Origin of the sequence: Pseudomonas gingeri (assembly GCF_013385635.1) — a bacterium.
In the GTDB taxonomy this organism is placed as follows: domain Bacteria; phylum Pseudomonadota; class Gammaproteobacteria; order Pseudomonadales; family Pseudomonadaceae; genus Aquipseudomonas; species Aquipseudomonas gingeri_A.
Genome location: NZ_JACAPR010000014.1, coordinates 253,754 through 277,777, shown reverse-complemented (window position 1 = coordinate 277,777; position 24,024 = coordinate 253,754). Strand labels below are relative to the sequence as shown.

At 63.2% G+C, this 24,024-nt stretch carries 18 protein-coding genes; 6 read left to right on the top strand and 12 right to left on the bottom strand.

Features of this window, described 5'->3' with window-relative positions; genetic code table 11:
- Window positions 1-342: 342 nt before the first annotated feature.
- The 8 genes from HX851_RS22180 to amaB all read right to left on the bottom strand — a co-directional run bounded on the left by HX851_RS22180 (window position 343) and on the right by amaB (window position 10,355).
- Window positions 343-1,107: an SDR family oxidoreductase gene (locus tag HX851_RS22180; RefSeq protein ID WP_177062713.1), complete on the bottom strand. Its 765-nt coding sequence runs from the start codon at window positions 1,105-1,107 to the stop codon at window positions 343-345.
- Window positions 1,108-1,974: 867 nt separating this feature from the next.
- Window positions 1,975-2,691 (bottom strand): ABC transporter ATP-binding protein, encoded by a 717-nt coding sequence (locus HX851_RS22175; RefSeq protein WP_177062714.1) that lies wholly within the window; start codon window positions 2,689-2,691, stop codon window positions 1,975-1,977.
- Entirely contained in the window at window positions 2,688-3,563 is an 876-nt protein-coding gene (locus HX851_RS22170; protein ID WP_177064531.1) for an ABC transporter ATP-binding protein, read from the bottom strand. Before HX851_RS22170 ends, HX851_RS22175 begins: the two co-directional genes overlap by 4 nt.
- Complete coding sequence (gene livM / locus HX851_RS22165; protein ID WP_177062716.1) at window positions 3,560-4,858, bottom strand: high-affinity branched-chain amino acid ABC transporter permease LivM; 1,299 nt, start codon at window positions 4,856-4,858, stop codon at window positions 3,560-3,562. The genes HX851_RS22170 and livM overlap by 4 nt, the downstream gene beginning before the upstream one ends.
- Window positions 4,859-4,861: 3 nt before the next feature.
- Entirely contained in the window at window positions 4,862-5,776 is a 915-nt protein-coding gene (locus HX851_RS22160) for an ABC transporter permease subunit (protein ID WP_177062717.1), read from the bottom strand.
- Window positions 5,777-5,946: 170 nt separating this feature from the next.
- A complete protein-coding gene (locus HX851_RS22155; protein WP_177062718.1) occupies window positions 5,947-7,080 on the bottom strand; it encodes a branched-chain amino acid ABC transporter substrate-binding protein in 1,134 nt (377 codons plus the stop codon).
- Between the two features lie 362 nt (window positions 7,081-7,442).
- The gene (gene amaA, locus HX851_RS22150; protein WP_177064529.1) at window positions 7,443-8,726 is read right to left on the bottom strand and encodes an L-pipecolate oxidase; all 1,284 of its coding nucleotides are present in this window, start codon (window positions 8,724-8,726) and stop codon (window positions 7,443-7,445) included.
- Between the two features lie 138 nt (window positions 8,727-8,864).
- A complete protein-coding gene (gene amaB, locus HX851_RS22145; protein WP_177062720.1) occupies window positions 8,865-10,355 on the bottom strand; it encodes an L-piperidine-6-carboxylate dehydrogenase in 1,491 nt (496 codons plus the stop codon).
- A 163-nt stretch (window positions 10,356-10,518) separates the two neighbouring features.
- Here amaB and HX851_RS22140 point away from each other — a divergent pair, with 163 nt between their 5' ends.
- From HX851_RS22140 to HX851_RS22120, 5 genes are all read left to right on the top strand, one after another.
- On the top strand, window positions 10,519-11,424 hold the full coding sequence (locus HX851_RS22140) for a LysR family transcriptional regulator (RefSeq protein WP_177064528.1): 906 nt from the start codon (window positions 10,519-10,521) through the stop codon (window positions 11,422-11,424).
- 265 nt (window positions 11,425-11,689) lie between these two features.
- Entirely contained in the window at window positions 11,690-12,889 is a 1,200-nt protein-coding gene (gene pncB, locus HX851_RS22135) for a nicotinate phosphoribosyltransferase (RefSeq protein WP_177062722.1), read from the top strand.
- Between the two features lie 36 nt (window positions 12,890-12,925).
- The gene (nadE, locus tag HX851_RS22130) at window positions 12,926-13,753 is read left to right on the top strand and encodes an NAD(+) synthase (RefSeq protein ID WP_177064527.1); all 828 of its coding nucleotides are present in this window, start codon (window positions 12,926-12,928) and stop codon (window positions 13,751-13,753) included.
- 312 nt (window positions 13,754-14,065) lie between these two features.
- Window positions 14,066-15,088, top strand: a complete 1,023-nt coding sequence (locus tag HX851_RS22125) for a DUF1338 domain-containing protein (RefSeq protein ID WP_177062724.1) — start codon at window positions 14,066-14,068, stop codon at window positions 15,086-15,088.
- A gap of 109 nt (window positions 15,089-15,197) precedes the next feature.
- Window positions 15,198-15,893 (top strand): hypothetical protein, encoded by a 696-nt coding sequence (locus tag HX851_RS22120; protein WP_177062725.1) that lies wholly within the window; start codon window positions 15,198-15,200, stop codon window positions 15,891-15,893.
- Window positions 15,894-15,929: 36 nt separating this feature from the next.
- Here HX851_RS22120 and azu read toward each other — a convergent pair whose 3' ends face one another.
- Entirely contained in the window at window positions 15,930-16,376 is a 447-nt protein-coding gene (gene azu, locus HX851_RS22115; RefSeq protein ID WP_177062726.1) for an azurin, read from the bottom strand.
- A 423-nt stretch (window positions 16,377-16,799) separates the two neighbouring features.
- Between azu and HX851_RS22110 the strand changes: the two genes are divergently transcribed.
- Window positions 16,800-16,973 carry a hypothetical protein gene (locus HX851_RS22110; protein WP_177064523.1) on the top strand — a complete coding sequence of 58 codons (174 nt, stop codon included), beginning with the start codon at window positions 16,800-16,802 and terminating at the stop codon, window positions 16,971-16,973.
- Window positions 16,974-17,118: 145 nt separating this feature from the next.
- Here HX851_RS22110 and HX851_RS22105 read toward each other — a convergent pair whose 3' ends face one another.
- The 3 genes from HX851_RS22105 to HX851_RS22095 all read right to left on the bottom strand — a co-directional run bounded on the left by HX851_RS22105 (window position 17,119) and on the right by HX851_RS22095 (window position 23,876).
- Window positions 17,119-18,027 carry a transglutaminase family protein gene (locus tag HX851_RS22105; protein ID WP_177064521.1) on the bottom strand — a complete coding sequence of 303 codons (909 nt, stop codon included), beginning with the start codon at window positions 18,025-18,027 and terminating at the stop codon, window positions 17,119-17,121.
- Window positions 18,027-20,513, bottom strand: coding sequence for a circularly permuted type 2 ATP-grasp protein (locus HX851_RS22100; protein WP_177062729.1), 2,487 nt, complete (start codon window positions 20,511-20,513; stop codon window positions 18,027-18,029). Before HX851_RS22100 ends, HX851_RS22105 begins: the two co-directional genes overlap by 1 nt.
- An 87-nt stretch (window positions 20,514-20,600) precedes the next feature.
- Window positions 20,601-23,876, bottom strand: coding sequence for a transglutaminase family protein (locus HX851_RS22095; RefSeq protein ID WP_177062730.1), 3,276 nt, complete (start codon window positions 23,874-23,876; stop codon window positions 20,601-20,603).
- Window positions 23,877-24,024: the final 148 nt, after the last annotated feature.

Here is a 24,024-nt window from a genome sequence, read left to right as displayed (position 1 = left end):
TTGCCAGCGATGAGGCCCTCAAGCCATTCGCCGCCCGGGCGGACGCCATCGCCGGCAAGCCGGCTCCTACAGGGTCCGGGTTAACCCGGATATCGGCTACAGCCGAAGACTTGTGGGAGCTGGCTTGCCAGCGATGAGGCCATCAAGCCATTCGCCGCCCGTGCGGACGCCATCGCCGGCAAGCCGGCTCCTACAGGGTCCGGGTTAACACCGGATATCGGGTGCACCCGAAGACTTGTGGGAGCTGGCTTGCCAGCGATGAGGCCCTCAAGCCATTCGCCGCCCGTGCGGACGCCATCGCCGGCAAGCCGGCTCCTACAGATTTTGTCATGCAGCCCTTGATCAGCCCTTGTTGCGCTCGATGGCAAATCCGGCCCAGGTCTGGCTCACCGGCATCAGCTCCAGGCTGTTGATATTGACGTGGGCCGGGGTGTTGAGCACCCAGAAGATGGTGTCGGCGATATCCTGCGGCTGGATCGGCTCGGCGCCGGCATAGGTCGCGTCATACCGCGCCTGGTCACCGGCGAAGCGCACCAGCGAGAACTCGCTCTCACACAGCCCCGGCTCGATATTGGTCACCCGCACGCCCGTGCCCTGCAGGTCGCAACGCAGGTTCAGGGAGAACTGTTTGACGAACGCCTTGCTCGCGCCATACACGTGACTGCCCGGATACGGGTAGTTGCCGGCAATCGAACCCAGGTTGATGATCCCGGCACCACGGCCATGGGCGATCAGCCGCGGCAGCAGCAGGCGGGTGCTGTACATCAGGCCCTTGATATTGGTGTCGACCATGGTGTCCCAGTCGTCCAGGTCGCACTTGGGCGCCGGGTCCACGCCCAGGGCCAGGCCGGCGTTGTTGATCAGCCCGCGCAGCTTGCTGAAACTCGGCGGCAGGTTGGCGATGGCAGTTTCCATGGCCTTGCGGTCACGCACGTCGAGCACCAGGCCATGGACTTCGGTCTGTTGGGAAAGCTCGGCGCAGAGGGCGTTGAGGCGCTCTTCGCGACGCCCGGTCAGTACCAGTTTCCAACCGGCCTCGGCAAAACGACGGGCACAAGCCTCGCCAAAACCCGAAGTGGCGCCTGTGATAAACAGCGTGGATGTCATCGTGTTCTCCTTGCTCGGCTCGGTTACAGCCAGAAATAAATTCGTTCGTTGCCCAGCATGCCCGGCCTGAGGGAGGCCAGCAACTGTGTGCGCTATCGGCACGCCACCCAATGCAACTGTACAAAAAACACTCAATCGCCGCCAAGGCAGCCGGGCCGGGCCCTGGCGGCGGATGTGCGCACCTTATCCACAGTCCCGTCCACAGTCTCTGGGGGCAACTCGAAAGGTGTCGAGCCCTCTATCCACAGGGCCTGCAGCCCTGTTTCAAAAGTTTTTCGCTTGACCCTGGACGATCCCGTATGCAGCGGTCGCCGAAGTCGCACATCCAGCCGATTTCCAAGGGGTGGCTCCAGGCCAGTAACTACGCCGCCCACGGCGGTCTTTCCAGAGTTTGCCCACAGAGTTATCCACAGGCTGCACAGACTGTTTCCGAGCCTGATCCCGCCGCAATAAATCTGTTGACAAATACCTCGGAGACTTGCGGAAAAACCACTGATCAAAAAACACACAACACCCTGCAAGCCACGATTCATAAGGCCTGCAGCGAGGTACTCCCACGTTACCCACAGCCGCCTCCACAGCAAACGGGGACAAGTCAAAACTGTGACAAAACAACTGTTTGCAGCGGCTTTATGTCGCGTTTTACGAAGTTTCCAATTTTGTTGTCCACAATTTCGCGCCGCCGCTGTGGATATGAAAAACGCCCCGGATCCGAGGATCGCGGGGCGTTTCAAGGTTGCACATAACCTGCAGGAGCCGGCTTGCCGGCGATGGCGTCCTTTTGGACATGCAAGGCTTGCTGGCCTCATCGCTGGCAAGCCAGCTCCCACAGTGACCGTGCCCTGCTGTTACCTCTCCGGTAAAGGCTTAATGCCCGCCCAGATAAGCGTTGCGCACCTCCTCGTTGACCAGCAGCTCCTTGCCGGTACCACTGAGGCGGATCTGCCCGTTGACCATCACATACGCCCGATCCGACAGCTTGAGGGCGTGGTTGGCATTCTGCTCCACCAGGAAGATGGTCATGCCCGAGGCCGCCAGTTCCCGCAGGGTGGCGAAGATCTGCTTCACCACGATCGGCGCCAGGCCCAGGCTCGGTTCATCCAGCAGCAACAGCTTGGGCCGGCTCATCAAGGCCCGGGCAATGGCGAGCATCTGCTGCTCGCCGCCGGACATGGTCATGGCCCGCTGGTTGCGCCGCTCCTTGAGCCGTGGGAACAGCTCGAACATGCGCTGCATATCCTCGGCGGCGAACTTGTCGCCAATCGGGATGGTGCCCATCAGCAGGTTCTCTTCCACGGTCATGTCGGGGAACACCCGCCGGCCTTCCGGCGACTGGGCAATGCCGTTGGAGGCGATGTAGTGGGAGGACTTGTGGGTGATATCGACGCCACGGTAGATGATCTGCCCGCCCGCCGCCCGGGGCTGGCCGAAGATCGACATCAGCAGCGTCGACTTGCCCGCGCCGTTGGAGCCGATCAGGCTCACGGTTTCACCTTCGTCGATATGCAGCGAGACCTTTTTCAGGGCCTGGATCGGACCATAGAACACGTCCAGATCCTTGAGTTCGAGGATAGGTTGACTCATACCAGCTCCTCTTCGTCGGCACCCAGGTAGGCCGCGATCACTTTCGGGTCGTTGCGGATCGCCTCGGGCCCGCCCTGGGCGATCACGTTGCCGTGGTCCAGCACCACGATGTGGTCGGAAATGCTCATTACCATGCCCATGTCGTGTTCGATCAGCACCACGGTCAGATCGTGCTCGTCGCGCAGCAGCCGGATCATCGCGCTCAGCGCTTCGGTTTCCTGAGGGTTGAGACCGGCAGCCGGCTCGTCGAGGCAGATGATCTGCGGTCGCGTGCACATGGCCCGGGCAATTTCCAGACGGCGTTGCTGGCCATAGGAAAGTTCACCGGCCAGGCGGTTGGCGCAGTCCACCAGGTCGACCACTTCCAGCCAGTAGAACGCCGTGTCCAGGGCATCGCTCTCGGCCTGACGGTAGCCCTTGGTGTTGAGGATGCCGGCGAGCATGTTGCGGTTGACCCACATGTGCTGGGCCACCAGGAGGTTTTCCAGCACCGACATTTCCTTGAACAGACGGATGTTCTGGAAGGTCCGCGCCAACCCCGCCCGGTTGACCAGGTGGGTGCCGCCGAACATTTTGTAGTAGAGCCGGCTGGCGAAGGTCTTCGGCGACACGAAGTCACTGACCCGGAAGGACTCGCCGAGCAGCTTGATGACATTGGTCACCTGGCCACGTGTATTGAGTTCGATCCGGCCGCCGGAAGCCTTGTAGAACCCGGTCAGGCAGTTGAACACAGTGGTCTTGCCGGCACCGTTGGGGCCGATCAGGGCGAAGATCGAGTTGCGTTTGACTTGCAGGCTGACATCGCTGAGGGCCTTGATCCCACCGAAGTGCATCATCAGCTTCTCGACCGACAGAATGATTTCATCGTTCATTGCGCGGCTCCCTCGTGCAAAGCGCCTTTACGCGGGGCGACACCGGTACGGCTGATGCGGATCAGGCCACGGGGGCGCCAGATCATCATCAACACCATCAATACGCCGAACAGCAGCACGCGGTACTCGGCGAAGCTGCGCAGCAACTCAGGGGCGACGGTCAGGACAAACGCCGCGATCACCACGCCGATGGTCGAGCCCATGCCGCCGAGCACCACGATGGCGAGGATCAGCGCCGATTCGAAGAAGGTGAACGAGGTCGGGTTGACGAAGCCCTGGTAGGTGGCGAAGAACACCCCGGCCAGGCCCGCGGTCGAGGCACCGAGGGTGAACGCCGAAAGCTTCACCAGCACATGGTTCAAACCCATGGCGCGGCAGGCGATCTCGTCTTCACGCAGGGCTTCCCAGGCGCGGCCGACCGGCATGCGGGTCAACCGGTGCTTGATATAGAGCACCGCCAGCACCACCAGGAACAGCACGGCGTAGATGAAGTAGAACTTCACATCCGGGTTGTAGGCGATCCCGAAGAACTCATGGAACGGAATCCCGCCATCCTTCGCCCGCTTGCCGAACTCCAGGCCGAAGAAGGTCGGCAGCGGCGCCGGCATGCCGTTCGGGCCACCGGTCAGCGACAGCCAGTTGTTGAGGATCAGGCGGATGATTTCACCGAAGCCCAGGGTCACGATGGCCAGATAGTCGCCATGCAGGCGCAATACCGGGAAGCCGAGGATGCAGCCGGCCATCGCGGCGGCGATGGCGGCCAGTGGCAAGACGGTCCAGAACCCCAGCCCCAGGTACTGATAACCCAGCGCCAGGCCATAGGCACCGATGGCGTAGAAGGCCACGTAGCCGAGGTCGAGCAGGCCCGCCAGGCCGACCACGATATTCAGGCCGAGCCCGAGCAGGACGTAGATCAGGCCGAGGATCACCACCCCCAGCAGGTAGGAGTTGGAGAAGAACGGGAAGATCACCGCGATGGCGATCATCAGCGGGATGATCCAGCGCAGGCGCGACTTGTAGTCCGGCGCCAGCACATGCACGCCCGAGCCGCTGCTCTCGAAACCGTCGAGAATGCGCAGGCCCTTCGATGTCTGCAGGAACAGGCTCAGGGCAAAGCGGCCGAGCATCACGATGGCCACCAGCCAGGCAACACGGGCCGGTTCCAGGTTGAAGCTGTAGCCCTCCAGGACGATCCCGACAATGGGACCGAAGACGATCAGGGCAATCAGGCCGGCAAGAATGGCATCCACCAGGCTTTTTTTGATATCGAGCGATTTTTTAGTGGCTGAGGACATTGCTTACACCTTCGACACAAGAGGACGGCCGAGCAGGCCTTGCGGCCGAAAGACCAGGACCAGGACCAGCAGCGAGAAGCTGAAGACGTCCTTGTAGTCCGAGTTGACCAGACCGGAGAACAGCGACTCGGAAATCCCGAGGATCACCCCGCCGAGCATCGCGCCCGGCAACGAGCCGATGCCGCCGAGCACCGCGGCGGTAAACGCCTTGATCCCGATGACGAAGCCGGCGTAGAAGTCGAAGGTGCCGTAGTTCATGGTGATCAGCACGCCGGCCAGGGCCGCCATGGCCGCGCCGATGACGAACACATAGGAGATCACCCGGTCGGTGTTGATCCCGAGGATCGAGGCCATCTTGCGGTCCTGCTGGGTCGCGCGACACATGCGACCGAGCTTGGTGTACTTGATGACATAGGTCAGCAGGCCCATGCCGAGGAACGCGGCGATCAGGATAAAGACCTTGGTGTAGGTCAGCTGGACGAAGCCGGTGCCGATATCGATGCGCCAGGCGCCGGTGAGCAGCGTCGGAACCCCTTGCTGTTTCGGGCCCTGGGCGATCTGTGCGTAGTTCTGCAGGATCAGCGAGATACCGATGGCGCTGATCAGGGGTGCCAGGCGGGTTGAGTTGCGTAGCGGTTTGTAGGCGATGCGCTCGATGGTCCAGCCATACACGCCGGTGACGACGATGGTGAAGATCAGGGTACCGAGCATCAGGAGCGGGAAGGATTCAATACCGAAGTAAGCCAGCAGAGCCAGACTGATTGCCGCGAGGTAAGCGGAAATCATGTAAACCTCGCCATGGGCGAAGTTGATCATGCCGATGATGCCATAGACCATTGTGTAGCCGATGGCGATCAGGCCATAGACCGACCCGAGGGTCAGGCCGTTGACCAGTTGCTGCAGGAAAATACCATCCATAACGCAATCTCACGCATTTTGAGAGACTGCACAGAAGCGTGCCGCGACAGACCGGGGTTCAACCGCTGTCGCAGCACAGCCATGTGCAGTTCTACGAGAAAAGACAGGTACTGCACGGACACTCATGACGACCGGCCGACGCCCGGGGGCGCCAGCCAGATCGGCTCATGTCACTTCTGTTTTTCCAACTGATGGTATTTGCCGGTCGCGTCCCACTGATAAACCACGTAGTCGGAAACCTTCAGGTCGCCCTTGGCGTCCCAGGTCTTCTCGCCCATCACGGTCTTGACCGGATGCGCCTTCAGCCACTTGGCCGCATCTTCGCCCTTGTTCGACTTGGCACCGTTGAAGCCGGCGGCCAGGGCCTGGATCGAAGCATAGGCGTACAAGGTGTAGCCTTCAGGCTCGGTACCGGCCTTGCGGAACTGCTCCACGACCGCCTTGCTGTCCGGCAGCAGGCGCGGGTCGGCGCCGAAGGTCATGTACACGCCATCAACGTATTGCGGGCCGCCGGCGGTGGTCACCAGTTCGTCGGTCACGACACCATCGTCAGACATGAACTTGACGTCCTTCAGGCCTTCGGTACGCAGTTGCTTGACCAGCGGACCGGCTTCCGGATGCAGGCCGCCGAAGTAGACCACGTCGGCACCGGCCGCACGGATCTTGGTGACCAGGGCGCTGAAGTCCTTTTCGCCACGGGTCAGGCCTTCGTAGATCACCGGGTTCACGCCACGCTTGATCAGTTGAGCCTTGGTGGCATCCGCCAGGCCTTGGCCGTAGGTGTCCTTGTCGTGGATGACCGCGACTTTCTTGCCCTTGAGTACATCGACGATATAGTCGCCGGCAACGATGCCCTGCTGGTCGTCACGTCCGCACATACGGAACATCGCCGACAGACCGCGCTCGGTCACTTGTGGGTTGGTCGAACCCGGGGTGATCGCGATGACACCCGCTTCGTCGTAGATTTCCGACGCCGGGATGGTCGAGGACGAGCAGAAGTGCCCGACGACACCGGCCACTTTCTGGTTGACCAGGTCCTTGGCGACCGTTACCGCCTGCTTCGGTTCGCAGGCGTCGTCGCCCTTGACCAGGACGATCTTCTCGCCGTTGACGCCGCCTGCCGCGTTGACCGCATCGGCCGCCGCTTGTGCACCTTTCATGTACTGCTCGCCAAATGCGGCATTGGCACCGGTCATGGGACCCGCTACACCGATCTTCAGATCCGCCTGAGCAAACGCAGAAACACCCAACGCAGCAGCCACTGCGAGGGCTACAAAGCCTTTCTTGTAAAACGTCTGGGACATGAGGTGGTGCTCCAAGGTTTTTTTAGTTGGCACTGCGACTTCACTGAATGCTCAGAGCAAGGGGCGTGCCATAGGTTTTTTGTTCTGCAAAAAGTCGCTGTCTTATTGTTTTATGGACTGTTTCGGGCCCTTTTTAACTGGGCGTGCAACCGTCTAAACCGCGGAAGGTGAAACCCGTTTTTTCAAAAGGTGCAACCTTAAGGTGCCACTACTGCAACCACCGCACCGAAAGGCGTGCAACCGCCCTGTAACAACGTGCGTCACCGAAGTGCACACTCACAGTGCGCGACTGCTACATCGCGCACCATTACAGGCTAGCTGCATTGGGTAAAAGCGCCGTCCGGATTGGCGCTTTTGTTGTATCAAATAACAATGCGCAGGCACTGGCCCGCGTGATACAGCGAGAATCCGGCCTCGTACAGCCAGCTGCGCAGCCCCACCGCCGGGACCGGACGCATCGGCGCGAGGGGAATCGGCAGGGCCTGAGGATTTCCGTTACACAGGTAATCGGCGAACGCCTTGCCGACCACCGTCCCGGTGGTGACGCCGCGACCGTTATAGCCGGTGACTGCCACCAAACCGGGCGCCGGTTCGAACAGACGCATCAGGTGATCGGGGGTAAAGGCGATGCAGCCGGTCCAGGTGCACTCCCAGTCGACCTTTTTCAGGTAGGGAAAATAGTGCTGCTGCACCCGATCGGCCCAGGCGCGCAGGAACCACGCGGGTTTCTGGTTGCCGTTGCCAAGACTGCCCAGAAGCAGCCGGCCGTCGGCGTCGCGGCGGATACTGCTGAGCACCTGGCGGGTATCCCAGGAGCCCTGTCCGCCCGGCAGGATCTGCCGCGCGGCGTCTTCGCTCAGCGGGCTGGACGCGACCTGATAGTAGTAACCGGGAAAGAAGTTGCGCCGCAGTTCGGTCCACTCACCTTCGGTGTAGGCGTTGGAGGCCATGACCACCTGCTCGGCACTGACCGCGCCATCAGCCGTCTGCACCGACCAGCGCGGGCCCTGGCGTTCCAGGCGGGTAACCGGCGAATGATCGAACAACTGAGCACCGAGGCCGGCGGCAGCCTTGGCCAGGCCCGAGGTGTAGGCCATGGGATTGAGGGTGCCGGCACGCCGGTCGAGCAAGGCGGCGGCAATCTTTGTGGTCCCGGTGGCGGTTTCGCAGGCACTGCCGGTCAGCAGTTCCACCGGTGCTCCGCGACGCTTCCATTGTTCTTCGCGGCTGCGCAGATCGGCCTCGCCACGGGCATTGTGGGCCATGTGCAAAGTGCCTTCACGGCGCAACTGGCAATCGATGGCATATTTGTCGACCAGGCTGAACACCAGTGCCGGGGCGGCACCGAGCATGTGATTGAGCTGGCTGCCCACGGCCTCGCCGAAACCGGCCTCGATCTCGTCCGGGGGGATCCACATCCCGGCATTGACCAGCCCGACATTGCGCCCGGAACCGCCATGCCCGGTGCGGTGGGCTTCGAGCACGCAGACGCGCTTGCCCTGTTCCAGCAGGTGGATCGCGGCGGACAGGCCGGTGATACCGGCGCCGATCACGCAGACATCAACGCTCAGCTCACCCTTGAAGCGCGCCGCCTCAGGTCGCTGCGGCGTCAGTTTTTCCCATAGACACTCTTCGCGTAACGGCATTGCCAGACTCCGAAAATGAAACCCAACAAACTCCTGAACTTCCTGATCGTTCCCACGCTCCGCGTCCGCTCTTGTGACGCAGAGAGTCACAGGCTGCATGCCCACGCAGAGCGTGGGAACGATCCGTGAAACTCCCGTTCAGTCGAAGGTAATGCCCTGGGCCAATGGCAGTTCCAGCGAGTAGTTCACGGTATTGGTCTGGCGACGCATGTACCCGCGCCATGCATCGGAGCCAGACTCACGGCCCCCCCCGGTTTCCTTCTCGCCGCCGAACGCACCGCCGATCTCCGCCCCGCTCGGGCCGATATTGACGTTGGCGATACCGCAGTCGCTGCCCACCGCCGACATGAACTGCTCGGCCTCGCGCACGTCGGTGGTGAAGATGCACGACGACAGGCCTTGCGGCACCGCATTGTTCAGACGCAGGGCTTCGGCAAAGTCGCGGTAGCCGACGACGTACAGGATCGGCGCGAAGGTCTCGGTGCAGACCACTTCGCTCTGCTCCGGCATTTCGACGATGGCCGGCGAAACGTAATAGGCATCGGGGAACTTGTTTTCCAGTTGGCGCTTGCCGCCAAACACCCGACCGCCCTCGCTCAGGGCCTGTTCAAGGGCGTCCTGCATGGCCTCGAAGCTGTGCTTGTCGATCAGCGGACCAACCAGGTTGCCTTCCAGCGGATGGCCGATGCGCACCTTGGAGTAGGCCGCCTTGAGGCGGCTGACGATCTCTTCCTTGACCGATTCGTGGGCAATCAGCCGGCGCAAGGTGGTACAGCGCTGGCCGGCGGTGCCGACGGCGCTGAACAGAATGGCGCGCACCGCCATATCCAGATCGGCGCTCGGACCGAGGATCATTGCGTTGTTGCCACCCAGTTCGAGGATGCTGCGGGCGAAACGGGCGGCGACCTTCGGCGCTACTTCGCGGCCCATGCGGGTACTGCCGGTGGCGCTGATCAGGGCCACGCGCGGATCGTCGACCAGGGCTTCGCCGGCATCGCGACCGCCGATGATGACCTGGCTGAGATACTCCGGCGCATCGTTGAAATGCTTCAGCACACGCTCGAACAGCGCCTGACAGGCCAGCGCGGTCAGCGGGGTCTTTTCCGAAGGTTTCCAGATCACCGCGTTGCCGCAGACCAGCGCCAGCGTGGTATTCCAGGCCCATACCGCGACCGGGAAGTTGAACGCGCTGATCACCCCGACCACCCCCAGCGGGTGCCAGGATTCACGCATATGGTGGCCCGGACGCTCGGAAGCGATGGTCAGGCCGTAGAGCTGGCGCGACAGACCGACCGCGAAATCGCAGATATCGATCATTTCCTGTACTTCGCCCAGGCCTTCCTGGGTGATCTTGCCGGCTTCCCAGGACACCAGCTCGCCCAGGTCGGCCTTGTATTCGCGCAGCACCTCGCCGAACTGGCGCACCAGTTCGCCGCGACGCGGTGCCGGCACCTTGCGCCAGGCCTCGAAGGCGTGCTCGGCACGACTGACCTGCTGCTCCACTTCCGCCGGGCCTTCCCAGCTCACGGAGGCGATGCGACTGCCGTCGATGGGCGAATGCACGGGCTGCTTGCCCTGTTGATACAGCGCCGGGTTCACGCCAAGACGATCGAGCAATGCGGCAACCATGGGGTCACTCCTTCAAACGGGAATCGGAAATCTTCAGCCGGAAAAACACGGCATTTCAGACCTCTAGTTGTAGCGGCCTTGAGACTTGCCAACAAACGACCTTTAGGCGAGATATCATTCCGTTTATTCATGCAGCGCAAGAAACAGAAGAAAAGGCCCGTTCATGCTGAATAAAAGACACCTGCCCTCGATCACCGCCCTGCAATGTTTCGAGGCCGTCACCCGCCATTTGAGCTTCACCCGCGCGGCAGAAGAGCTGAACCTCACCCAGAGCGCCGTCAGCAAACAGGTCGCGCAGCTTGAGGAATTGCTCCAGCACCTGCTGTTCCGCCGGGTGCGGCGGCGCCTGCAACTGACGCCGGCGGGCGACCTGTACCTGGTGGAAGTCCGAAAAATCCTGACCCAGGTGGAGATGTCGACGCATTACCTGCGTTCCTACGGCGGCGAAACCGAAGTCCTGCGGGTGTCCACGCCTTCGACCTTCGGCGCCCGCTGGCTGGTGCCACGACTCAAGGGCTGGCGCCTGCGCCATCCGCATATCCACCTGGACCTGTGCAACGAGCAGGAAGCCGACGACCTGCTGCAGGGCCGCAGCGACCTGGCGTTCTATTTCGGCCAGGGCTCGCGCCCGGGCACCGAGTGCGTGAAGCTGTTCAGCGAGGAACTGGTGCCGGTCTGCGCGCCCTCCAGCCTGCCGGACAAGCCGTTCACCGACCCGACGCAGTTGAGCGACCTGGTCCTGCTGCAGAACGCCTCGCGCCCCCAGGCCTGGCACGACTGGTTCGAAAGCCAGGGTTACCAGACCGAGCACAGTTACCACGGGCCACGCTTCGAAACCTTCTACATGTGCATTCGCGCGGCGCAGGTCGGCTGCGGCGTGGCCTTGCTGCCACGGTTCCTGGTGGAAGAGGAACTGGCCGACGGCAAGCTGGTCATTCCCTGGCAGCATGCGATGCCCAGCCATGACGCCTATTACCTGGCGTATCCGGAACATTCGGCGGAAGTCCCCAAGGTACGCGATTTCGTGCGCTGGATGCTGGAGCAGATCGACCCGTCCCTTCACACCTGATCCCCTGTGGCGAGCGGGCTTGCCCGCGCTGGGGGCAAAGCCCCCTGAAACCTGGTAACTGGGCGTATCAGGCAGACCGCCATGACCGGGTTTACGACTGCTTCGCAGCCGAGCGCGGGCAAGCCCGCTCGCCACAAATGTCGATCCGGCGCGATTTCCCGCCAAAAATCGCTGGTAAAACCGCCCACGGGTATGCGCCACTAGCGGCATTCATTTAAACACTGCCAGGACGTCGGCGGCGGCGACCGGCATGGAGATACCCGTTATGAGCGATAAGGCCTTCGGCGATCGCATCGTGCAGAACCTGCTCGACACCGACTTCTACAAGCTGACCATGATGCAGGCGGTGCTGCACAACTACCCCAACGTCGAAGTCGAATGGGATTTCCGCTGTCGCAACAGTGAGGACCTGCGTCCGTACCTGGCGGAGATCCGCTACCAGATCGAGCGCCTGGCCGAGTTGAGCCTGAGTGCCGACCAGCTGGGTTTCCTCGAACGCATCAGCTTCCTCAAGCCGGATTTCCTGCGCTTCCTCGGCCTGTTCCGCTTCAACCTGCGCTACGTGCACACCGGTATCGAAAACGGCGAGCTGTTCATCCGCCTGCGCGGCCCGTGGTTGCACGTGATCCTGTTCGAAGTGCCGCTGCTGGCGATTGTCAGTGAAGTGCGCAACCGCTACCGCTATCAGGAAACCCTGCTGAGCCAGGCCCGCGAGCAGCTGTATCGCAAGTTCGACTGGCTGAGCGCCAACGCCACCCCCGACGAGCTCGCCGAGCTGCAGGTCGCCGACTTCGGCACCCGCCGACGTTTCTCCTACCGGGTCCAGGAGGAAGTGGTCAGCGTGCTCAAGCATGACTTCCCGGGACGTTTCGTCGGCACCAGCAACGTGCACCTGGCTCGCGAGTTCGATATGAAGCCCCTGGGCACCATGGCCCACGAATGGATCATGGCCCACCAGCAACTCGGCCCGCGACTGATCGACAGCCAGATCGCCGCACTCGATTGCTGGGTCCGCGAATACCGCGGCCTGCTGGGTATCGCCCTGACCGACTGCATCACCACCGACGCTTTCCTGCGGGATTTCGACCTGTATTTCGCCAAGCTGTTCGACGGCTTGCGCCACGACTCCGGCGACCCCGTGCAGTGGGGCGAAAAATGCATAACCCGTTATCACCAGCTGGGCATCGATCCGATGAGCAAGACCCTGGTGTTCTCCGACAGCCTCAGCCTGCCCAAGGCCCTGGAGATATTCCGGGCCCTGCGCGGTCGGATCAATGTCAGCTTCGGCATCGGTACCAACCTCACCTGTGACATTCCCGGGGTGGAACCGATGAGCATCGTGCTTAAAATGACCGCCTGCAACGGTCAGCCGGTGGCGAAGATCTCCGACGAGCCGGGCAAGGCCCAGTGCAAGGATCCGAACTTCGTCGCCTACCTGCGCCACGTGTTCCAGGTGACCGATTAATCCGTTTTCGATTGAATATTACGTGAGGAGTGAATCATGCAAGCCGTACAGCGCCAGATTGCTGAACAGCTCAAGGTCCAGCCGCCGTTCGCCGACCAGGCAGCCCTCGAGGCCGAGGTGGCCCGGCGCATCGCCTTTATCCAGAACTGCTTGCAGAACTCGGGCCTCAAGACCCTGGTGCTGGGCATCAGCGGCGGCGTCGACTCGCTGACCGCCGGCCTGCTGGCCCAGCGCGCCATGCGTGAGTTGCGTGAAAGCACTGGCGACGCGCAGTACCGCTTTATCGCGGTGCGCCTGCCCTATGAAACCCAGTTCGACGAACACGACGCCACCGCCTCGGTGAACTTCATCGACCCCGACGAACGCCATACCGTGAACATCGGCCCGGCGGTCAAGTCGCTGGCCGGCGAAGTCGCGGCCTTCGAAGGCAAGGCCGCGGTCTCGCGGGACTTCGTGCTGGGCAACACCAAGGCGCGCATGCGCATGGTCGCGCAGTACACCATCGCCGGTGCCGCCAATGGCCTGGTGATCGGCACCGACCACGCGGCGGAAGCGGTGATGGGCTTCTTCACCAAGTTCGGTGATGGCGCCTGCGACCTGGCGCCCCTCAGCGGGCTGGTGAAGAACCAGGTCAGGGCGATTGCCCGCAGCTTCGGCGCCCCCGAGTCGCTGGTGGAAAAGATCCCCACCGCCGACCTCGAAGACCTGGCACCGGGCAAACCTGACGAAGCGTCCCATGGCGTGACCTATTCCGAAATCGATGCCTTCCTGCACGGTGAAGCGGTGCGTCAGGAAGCCTTCGATATCATCTGCCGGACCTTTGAGAAGACCCACCACAAGCGCGAGATGCCCTTCGCGCCTTGAGCTCTCGCAGAGTTGATCGTTCCCACGCTCAGCGTGGGAACGCCTCACCGGACGCTCCGCGTCCAGCCTTACTGCGACGACGCAGAGCGTCGAGGGCTGCATTCCCACGCAGAGCATGGGAACGATCATCCAGATTCGACCCGATCACTGTGGGAGCCGGGCTTGCCCGCGAAAGCGCCAGCCCGAGGAACAAATCCCTTCCAGACACCACAACCCGACAAAACGGAATGAACCCAGCATTTTTTTTCGCTTGCCCGGTTGCCGTCCGGGGGCTTTCATAGGGACTCATTTTTGCCGCCAGAGTCCTCCCTCATGTCCTCCTTCGAAGGCTTGTTCTCCCTTGTCGCTTCCGTGCTCGGCCAACCCGCCGCCCAGTGGCTGGAACAACACGTCGACGTGCCGGCGGCGCTTCATGACTTTTCCCGCAGCGACGACGCCCTGCACCGGGTCTGGCTGGCCGAAGCCCTGAACCTGTGCCTGTTCCACAAACTGGTGGAAGCGGTGCCCGATGGCCGTCGCTATGTGGAAGAGCAAGCCGGGGACGGGCGCAAGGTGGTGTTCGATCACGGCGCCATCCGTACCGTCGACTGGAGCGAAAACGGCGAGCTGCCGCGCGGTCGCCTGGCCTTCTCGCGGCTGCTGGAGCCCCTGGGCTTCACCGATGTCCGTACCTACCCGCTGACCAAGCTGGGAATGACCGGCTGGGGGTATCGCCAGATGGACCTGCCGGAAGATATCGCCCAGTTCTTCGTTTCCGAACTGCACCCGGGGCGTTTCAGCGAAACCTTCCAGGACGCCGTCGGCCGCGTGGTCGCCTCCAGCCGCGACCCGCTGCAGGCCGAGCACCTGAGCATTCTCAAGCGCCTGCGCCTGACCCGTTACTGCCGCCTGGGCGAAGCCCTGGTCCTGCTGCCGGCGCTGTACCAGGCCTTTGGCCGGCAACACGGCGCGGTACACCAGGCGGACTACCAGGTGTTGCTCGCCGAAAGCGCGGAAATGGCCTGGATCGCCACCGAAGGCAACAGCTTCAACCACCTCACCGACCGCGTCGCCGACCTGGAAGCCACGGTCGCGCAACAGCGCCAACGCCAGCGCCCGATGAAGGACAGCATCGAAGTCTCCGCTTCCGGCCGGGTGATGCAGACCGCCTACCGCGCCTGCACGGTCAGCCGCGGGCTGATCGACGCCCAGGGCCAGTACCGCGAGCATGCGGTCCCCGGCTCCTTCGTCGAATTCATCCAGCGCCGGATCGATCCGGAAACCGACCGGCTCGACCTGAACTTCGACAGCAGCAACGCCCAGGGCATTTTCAAGATGACGGCGTCGAAAGGCTGAAACAACGGCCTGTTTCTCGTAGGAAATTTCTGTTTTCTTCGGCAACTCTTGAGACAGCGCAAACACCTCGGCAGTCTGCGCCAACCCTTGTTGGTCAGGACTGTCGCCGATGTTGTTCCAGCACAAAGCCCCTCATGTTCGAGCCACTCCTCTCTTCCAGCGCCCCTGGTTCATCCCGCTGATCGGGCTGATCGGAGCACTGTGCTGGATCGCTACCGCCACCAGCCAGTCAGGCAGCTCCGCCAACGGTCGCCCCAGCAAGGAACACTTCACCCTGAGCGGCGCCATGCCCAGCCAGACGGCCTTGCGCGCCAGTGCCCGCTATACGCCCGAGCGCCAGCAGACGGGCTGCCCCTACCAGCATCCGACGCTGCATTTCGACACCCTGGCGGGAGACGCGGGCCGCGACTTCGATTTCAATATCCCCACCGGCTACGAACTGCCCGATTGCCAGCTCGCCCTGAGCGAGGTGAGCTTCGAGACCGAGGCATTCTATGGCCAGGACAACCATCAGCGCAGCATCACCAACAGCGGTGCCATCACTCTGCGCGATGATCTGCGCGCCGGCGTATCGGGGTTTCCGGCGTCGGGGGAAAAACACTACCGAGGCCTCTGCGACTGGCAGGAGCAGGACGCACCGGCAGGTATCGAGCCACAGAAAACCCTGAACTGCTACAGCGTCGACGAGCAATGGCAAATGCTGGGCAATGACTACAAGCGCAAACAACTGGGCGGGGTATTCAGCCGCCAGGAGCTGGAGGGGAGGAGGATTCGACTGGAATTGAGGAGGAGCGATCAGTCCTGATCCCGCAGGGCGCGGGATCAGGTGCGACAAAGGCCGTTACTTGAGCGTGACGGTGCCTTTCATCATCGAGATATGGCCTGGGAACGAGCAGAAGAACCCGTAGTTTTCGCCTGCAGCCAGTTTCGACACATCAAAGCTCACCGAGTCCTTCTCGCCAGCACCGATGATCTTGGTGTGGGCGATGATGCGGTCGTCGCCGTCTTTCAGGTAGTTCTTGTCGATCCCGGCGGCCATGCCATCACCGGCAATAGCGGCCATGTCGGCGGTCTTGCTCAGCACCAGGTTATGGCCCATGACATTCTTCGGCAGGCTGCCGGAGTGGGTCAGGTTGACGGTGAAGCTCTTGCAGCTTTTGTCGATGGTGATTTCCTTGGTGTTGAAGGACATCTGATCGGTGGAATCGACAGTGACCGAGCACTCCGCGGCCAGCAATTGGCCGCTGGCCAGGGTCAACAACGATACCGCAACGACTTTGGCAAACATGGTGAATCTCCAAGGCAGGGTATGAAAATCAACGGATCAAACGGGAAGACTGCCTGAAACCAGGCCAGGTTCCCCTGATCTGAATCAACAGATTGTATACAATCCTAAGCTATCGCCTCGATGGATACAATCAACCAGCCAGACGAACCGGCGCGGCCTAACATTAGTCCATCGCCATCTACCGGAGCGTCTGCCATGCCTCTCAACAGCCTGCTGTACAGCTTGCTCGCCGCCTACGCCTGCGGTGCCTGCGGCACCTGCGAAACGCCAGTGCGCGAGCGTTAAAGCTTGGAGCCTGGTCGGCCAGCCTTTACTCTGGAGGTCGAGCCCGCTGATTCCAGTGTCATTGTTACGTGTGCTGCGTGACGAACACAGGCAGAATACGCGCCGCTCAACCTCACCTTCGACCCCAGAGGATCGCCCATGGCCAAACCCAATTACTCCTTCGCCAAACGTCAACGAGACCTGGCCAAGGAACAGAAGAAAGAGGAAAAGCTGCAACGCAAGAAAGCCGAGGCCGAAGCGTTGCTGAACCCCGAAGCGCAAAGCGATACCGTTGAAGGCGCTGAAGAAAAAGAGCAGGCGCCGGACGCCTGAGACCATCGGATCAAGGCTTGTTGTGGGAGCGGGCTTGCCCGCGAAGCTTTTGAAGCGGACGCGGAGCGTCCAGCGAGGCGTTACCACGCCGAGCGTGGGAACGATCAAAAGCTTCGGGGGCAAGCCCCCTCCCACAGGTGCTTGATCAGCAGGAAAGCCCGACCTCACCCACCGGCATCACCGTCACCCGCACTTCCGGGTCATGGCTGCCGCCCCCCAGAATCACCCCCCGCAACGGCGACACATCGGAGAAGTCCCGGCCCCAGGCCAGGGTGATGTGCTCCAGTGCCGGCTGCACATTGTTGGTCGGATCGAAATCCACCCAGCCCAGCACCGGACAGAACACCGACACCCAGGCATGCGAGGCATCGGCGCCAATCAGACGGGGCTGGCCGGGTGGCGGCTGAGTCAACAGGTAGCCGCTGATATAGCGCGCCGCCAATCCGCGCGAACGCAGGCAGGCGAGCATCAGGTGGGCGAAGTCCTGGCAGACCCCGCGCCGCCGTTCCAGTACTTCCACCAGCGGCGTGGCGACCTGGGTCGCTTCGGCATCGAAGGTGAACTCGTGGAAAATCTTCTCCATCAGGGCCTGCACACCCACCAGCAACGGGCTTCCCGGCGCAAAGCAGCTCTCGGAGAACTCGACGAAGCTTTTCTTCAGGTGCACATAGGGTGACTCGAAGCGATAGCGGCAGGCCTCCAGTAACTCGGCCGTCACCGGCTGACTGCTGTAGGTCAGCGCATTGCGTGTCTCTTCCCAGGCCGGCGAGCCGTTGAAGTCCAGCGTCGGCCGCGCCAGCACTTCCACCGTCAGGCAGGCATTGACCAGCAATTCATCATGGGGCCGCTCGAAGGCCAACCGGGTCAGCGGGTTGCCGAAGACATCCAGTTCATCACGCCGCGAGGTCGGCTCGGGACTGATCTGCAATGTCCGCGCGCTGCAACGCTGCCAGTCGCAGGCGCGCGGCCACAGATGCGCCAACTGCTGGGCGAGGGACACCGGGCTGTCGTAGTGATAGTGGGTGTCGTGGAAGATCTGGTACTGGGCACTCATCACACGGACACCGTCTGCTGGCTGATATCATCGACATGGGCGAAATGCCGCAAGGCCAGGCGGTCGGACACCTGGCCGCTGGCATCGGCGACCTCCTGCAACAGCTCGGCCAGACCGTCGAGCACCTCGCGCACACCGCTCTCGCCGAACAGCGCGCCCTCCAGGTTGCCCAGGTCGAACCGGGCCAGGCGCTCCACCAACTGAGTCAGGCCCAACTCACGCGGCACGCCGAAGTCGTCGTTGAGGCGGCGCAAGGTGCGGCTCACCAGTTTCAGTTGGAACAACACCGCGTGGGGGTTCTGTTCATCGAGCAGCAACAGATCGAGCACCGGGATCAACTGCGGTACCGCCAGGTAGCGGGAACGGTAGGTGATGCTGCTGTTGCCCAGCTCCAGCAGCCACTCCAGGCCGGCCTGGTCGAACACCGCGATGCCGCGCAGGAACGCCGCCAGGCTGCTGCTGAGAAATTGCAGGCGCTCGATACGCCGCCCGATCATCAGGAAACGCCAGCCTTCGTCGCGGGTCATGTCGTCCAGGGCAAAGCCGGACAACGCCGCCAGGGACATCACCAGCCGGTTGAGGAAATCCAGCAGTTCACCAAAATCCGGGGCTTCGGTTTCCAGGCTCAGGGCTTCGCGTTGCAACTCCACCAGCGCCTGCCAGTTTTCCCGTGACAGCTTGCCGCGCACCTGCGAGGCCGCCCACTGCAAGCGCTGCAGGTTGGCCCGCAGGCTGAAATGCCAGTCATCACCGAGCAAGGCCGCCAGCAGGCGCTCCGGCAGTTCGCCTTCGTCCGGCAGCAGCATCAGGCTTTCACCGAGGTCGACCGCCGCTTGCAGGGCTTGCGGGTCGTCGCCGTCGACATACCGCGCGAGCATGATCCGCAGCAGCCGCGCGCTGTCATCGCAGCGCTCGCAGTAACGCCCGAACCAGAACAGGTTTTCCACCACCCGCGACGGCAGGTAGGGGTCGCGCCGCACCAGGTCGTGCACGCCAAGGGAACGCTGGGCACGCCATTGTTCGCCGCTCGGCATGCGTTCGCTGAGGACCCAGGTGTCCTTGCTCGCCCCGCCGCGTTGCATCGACACCACCTCGGCATCAGCTTCGGCCGCAACCCGCGTCAGGCCGCCGGGCAGCACCCGATAACCGTCGGTGCTGGCAACCGCATAGACCCGCATACCGATGGCCCGGGGTTGCAGGCTGCCGTCCTGCTCCTGCCAGATCGGCGCATGAGACAGCTGCGCCAGCTCCTGGGCGACATAGGCGTAAGGCCGCGCCCGCATCCGCTCGGCCAGGGCCTGGCGCTGCGTCTCGTCGAGATCGCGACCGAACACCGGGACGAAGCTCTGGGACGGAAAGGCCGGCTTGATCAGCAGCTCCGGCAGTTTTTCCAGGGCCTGGGCCAGTACCGGCGCCTCACCGCACCACCAGGTGGCGATGGACGGCAGGAGCAGTTCTTCGCCAAACAGATGCTGATTGATCTTCGGCAGGAAACCCAACAGGCCGGGCGACTCCAGCACGCCACTGCCCAGGGCGTTGGCCACCAGCACCCGGCCCTGGCGCACCGCTTCCAGCAGGCCGGGCACGCCCAGGGCCGAATCGGTGCGCAGCTCCAGCGGATCGCAGAAATCGTCGTCCAGCCGGCGCATGATCGCGTGGACCCGCTGCAGACCGCTCAAGGTCTTCAGATAGACCGTGGCGTCGCGCACGGTCAGGTCGCCGCCCTCCACCAGCGGATAACCCAACTGGCGGGCCAGGTAGAGGTGCTCGAAATAGCTTTCGTTGAAACGCCCCGGGGTCAGCAGCACCACCAGCGGCGCTTCGGCATCGCTGGGTGCCTGGCGTACCAGGGTCTCCTGCAGGGTACGGAAAAAACCGGCCAGGTGATGTACCCGCAGATCGCGGTACAGGTCGGGGAAAGCCCGCGAGACGATGGTGCGGTTCTCCAGGGCATAGCCGGCCCCGGAAGGTGCCTGGGTGCGGTCCGCCGTGACCCACCAGCGCCCGTCGGGGGTCCGAGCCAGATCCACCGCGAACAGGTGCAGGAAGGCGCCATCGGGCGGCCGGATACCCTGGCAGGGCCAGAGGAAATTGTTGTGGCCGAACACCAGTTCAGCCGGCAGCAGGCCATCGCGAATCAGCGTCTGCGGGCCATACAGGTCCGCCAGTACGGCATTGAGCAGGCGCGCGCGCTGGGCGATTCCCGCGGCCACCTGCTGCCACTCGTCGGCCGGAATGATATGCGGGAGCAGGTCGAGTTCCCAGGGCCGATCGGCGCCCTTGGGGTCGGCATAGACGTTGTAGGTCACGCCGTTTTCCTGGATCTGCCGGGCCAGCAGGGCCTGGCGCTGAGCCAGTTGCGCCGGCGTGCTGCGCTGCAGTTGGTCGAACAGCGGCTGCCAGTGCGCACGGACCGCGCCACTGTCGTCCAGCAGTTCGTGATAGGTACCCGGTGTCAGCGGGTAGCGGTCAAGCAGGTCAGGCATGGAAAGCTCGGCAGACGGCAAGGGAAGTCAGGTTAACGCAGACATGTGACGCACGGATATGCGAAAACTCCGTGCGCCCTGTCAGGCTTATGTGTGGCGCAGATCCAGCGTCATCGGCAGTTCATCGTTGATCTTCAACAGCGGGACCTCCAGCACGCCCGGGGTGTGGCCAAGGCGGAAGAAGCGCGCCATGCGGCGGCTCTCCGCCTCGTTGGCGTTCACCGGCAGCGTCTCGTAGTTGCGCCCGCCCGGATGAGCGACGTGGTACTGGCAACCGCCGAGGGAGCGCTGCATCCAGGTGTCCAGCAGGTCGAACACCAACGGCGCGTGCACCGGGATGGTCGGTTGCAGGCAGTTGGCCGGTTGCCAGGCGCGATAACGCACGCCGGCGACGAACTCGCCGACCCGCCCCGTCGGCTGCAACGGCACCGGGATACCGTTGCAGGTCAGCAGGTAACGCTGCGGCGGCAAGCCGTTGAGCTTGACCTGCAAGCGCTCCAGGGACGAATCGACATACCGCACCGTGCCGCCGACCGCGCCCTCCTCGCCCAGCACATGCCAGGGTTCGAGGGCCTGGCGCACTTCCAGCTCGATGCCGTTGACCGCGTAGTCGCCGACTTTCGGGAAGCGGAACTCCAGGTGCGCGGCAAACCACTCGGCACGCAGGGGGTAGCCGGCGGCATTGAGGTCGACGATTACATCGGCGAAATCCTGCTCGATAAAGTGCGGCAACAGGAAGCGGTCATGCAGCTCGGTGCCCCAGCGCGCCAGCTTCGGCGGTGCATAGGGCTCGCGCCAGAACCGCGCCACCAGCGCCCGCAGCAACAGTTGCTGGGTCAGGCTCATGCGCGCATGGGGCGGCATTTCAAAGGCGCGCAATTCCAGCAGACCGAGACGCCCGGTGGCGCCGTCCGGCGAGTAGAGCTTGTCGATGCAGAACTCGGCACGGTGGGTGTTGCCGGTCACATCGATCAGCAGGTTGCGCAGCAGCCGGTCCACCAGCCAGGGCGGGCACTCTTCGCCCGGCGCGGGCATCTGGGCAAAGGCGATTTCCAGTTCGTACAGCGAATCGTTGCGCGCCTCGTCCACCCTTGGCGCCTGGGAGGTCGGGCCGATAAACAGCCCGGAAAACAGGTAGGACAGCGACGGGTGGTTATGCCAGTAGCTGATCAGGCTGCGCAGCAGGTCGGGACGCCGCAGGAACGGCGAATCGGCCGGGGTCGCGCCGCCGAGGACAAAGTGATTGCCACCACCGGTGCCGGTGTGGCGCCCGTCGATCATGAATTTCTCGGTGGTCAGGCGGGTCTGGCGCGCCTCTTCGTAGAGGAACTCGGTGCGTTCGACCAACTCGTCCCAGCTCGCGGACGGCTGCACATTGACCTCGATCACTCCCGGATCCGGGGTCACCCGGAAGTTCGCCAGACGGCTGTCGGCGGGCGGCTCGTAGCCCTCCAGGAGCACCGGGCAATGCAGCTCTTCGGCGGTGGCTTCGATGGCGCCGACCAGCTCCAGATAGTCCTCGACCCGCTCCAGCGGCGGCATGAACAGGTACAGGCGGCCTTCCCGTGCCTCGGCGCACAAGGCGGTCCGGGTCAGCCAGTTCGCCGACTGATCGATCTGCGGTACACGCTCGTCGGTCTGCGCAGGCGCGCCGTGGGTCTTGAGCGCCTCGGTGCCGGGCAGCTCGGGCAGGTCCTGGTTCGGATCGAGCGGGTGTACAAACGGGTATTCCGCCGCCGTTACCCAGGGCTGGGACGCCAGCGGCAGGCGGTAGCCCAGCGGAGAGTCCCCCGGCACCAGCCGGCAATGCGCGTCCCGCAGGTACCAGCGCCCGCTCTGCCAGCGATCATTGGCGGCGGTGCGCGCCAGTGGCAGGACCTGGCCGATCACCTTGTCGAGGCCCTGGGAGAACACCTTGCGCAGGCGCGCGCGCTCCAGTTCGTCGCCCAAGCGCGGATCTTCGGCGCTGACGTTGATCGGCAACTGCCCCTCACGCCACAGGTAGTAGAAATTGTCCTCGTAGGCCGGGAAGACAAAACGGCCCGGCAGCTTCAGACGCTCGGCGACACTGGCGAGAAAACGCCCGGCCATGTCGCCGTCGGCGCCGTAGTCTTGCTGCTCGTCGGCGATCAATGCGCTGTTGTGCCAGATTGGTACGCCGTCGCGACGCCAGTAGCAATTCAACGACCAGCGCGGCAGTTGTTCGCCCGGGTACCACTTGCCCTGGCCGAAGTGCACCAGGCCTTGCGGGGCATAACGCTGGCGCATGCGCTGGAACAGTTCGGCGGACAACCGACGCTTGTCCGGGCCCAGGGCCGCGGTGTTCCACTCGGCGCCATCGGGATCGTCGATGGAAACAAAGGTCGGCTCGCCACCCATGGTCAGACGCACGTCGCCTTCGAGCAGGTCCGCGTCGATCTGTCGCCCGAGGGACTGGATCGCCAGCCATTGCTCTTCGGTGTAGGGCTTGGTGACGCGGGGCGCCTCCCAGATCCGCTCCACCGCCATTTCGTGGCTGAACTCGGACTCGCAGGGCTCCACCAGGCCGCTGATGGGCGCCGCTGACGAAGGGTCGGGGCTGCAGGCCAACGGGATATGCCCTTCCCCGGCAAACAGCCCGGAGGTGGCGTCCAGGCCGATCCAGCCGGCACCCGGCAGATAGACTTCGCACCAGGCGTGCAGGTCGGTGAAGTCGACCTCGGTCCCGGACGGACCGTCCAGGGCCTTCACATCGGCGGTCAGCTGGATCAGGTAGCCGGAGACAAAACGTGCCGCCAGGCCCAGGTGACGCAGCAGTTGCACCAGCAGCCAGGCCGAGTCGCGGCAGGAGCCGGACGCCGCTTCCAGGGTGTATTCGGGCGTCTGTACGCCGGGCTCCATGCGGATCAGGTAGCCGATGTCCTCGCTCAGGCGCTGGTTGAGGGCCACCAGGAAATCCACGCTGGGCTTGGGCGTCAGGTCGATGCCGTCGAGATAGGCCTTGAACCTGGGCGTCAGCGGCAGCTTCTCCAGATAGGGCATCAGCTCGTGCTTTTCATCGGCCGCGTAGGCAAACGGGATCTTCTCGGCGTAGGGCTCGAGGAAAAAGTCGAACGGATTGAACACCGCCATCTCGGCGACCAGGTCGACCTCGATGCGCAATTCGTCGGTCTTTTCCGGGAACACCAGCCGCGCCAGGTAGTTGCCCTGGGGGTCCTGCTGCCAATTGATGAAATGCTGCTCGGGCGCAACCTTCAGCGCATAGGAAAGAATCCGCGTGCGGCTATGGGGCGCCGGACGCAGGCGAACGATCTGCGGGCCGAGCTCGACGGCGCGCTCATAGCGGTAATGCGTGACATGGTGCAATGCGACATGGATCGACACGGCGTGCCTCCTGCGAGCCTGGGCTTATACCTGTGCGCGCAAGACTTATGCCACCCGGGCAAGTCCTGCGCTTTCGGCGTGAGTCGTGCTCGCTCAGCTAAGCACAGCACCAGAATGGCGCCAGCTTGAGGGCGTAGTGCAGAGAGTC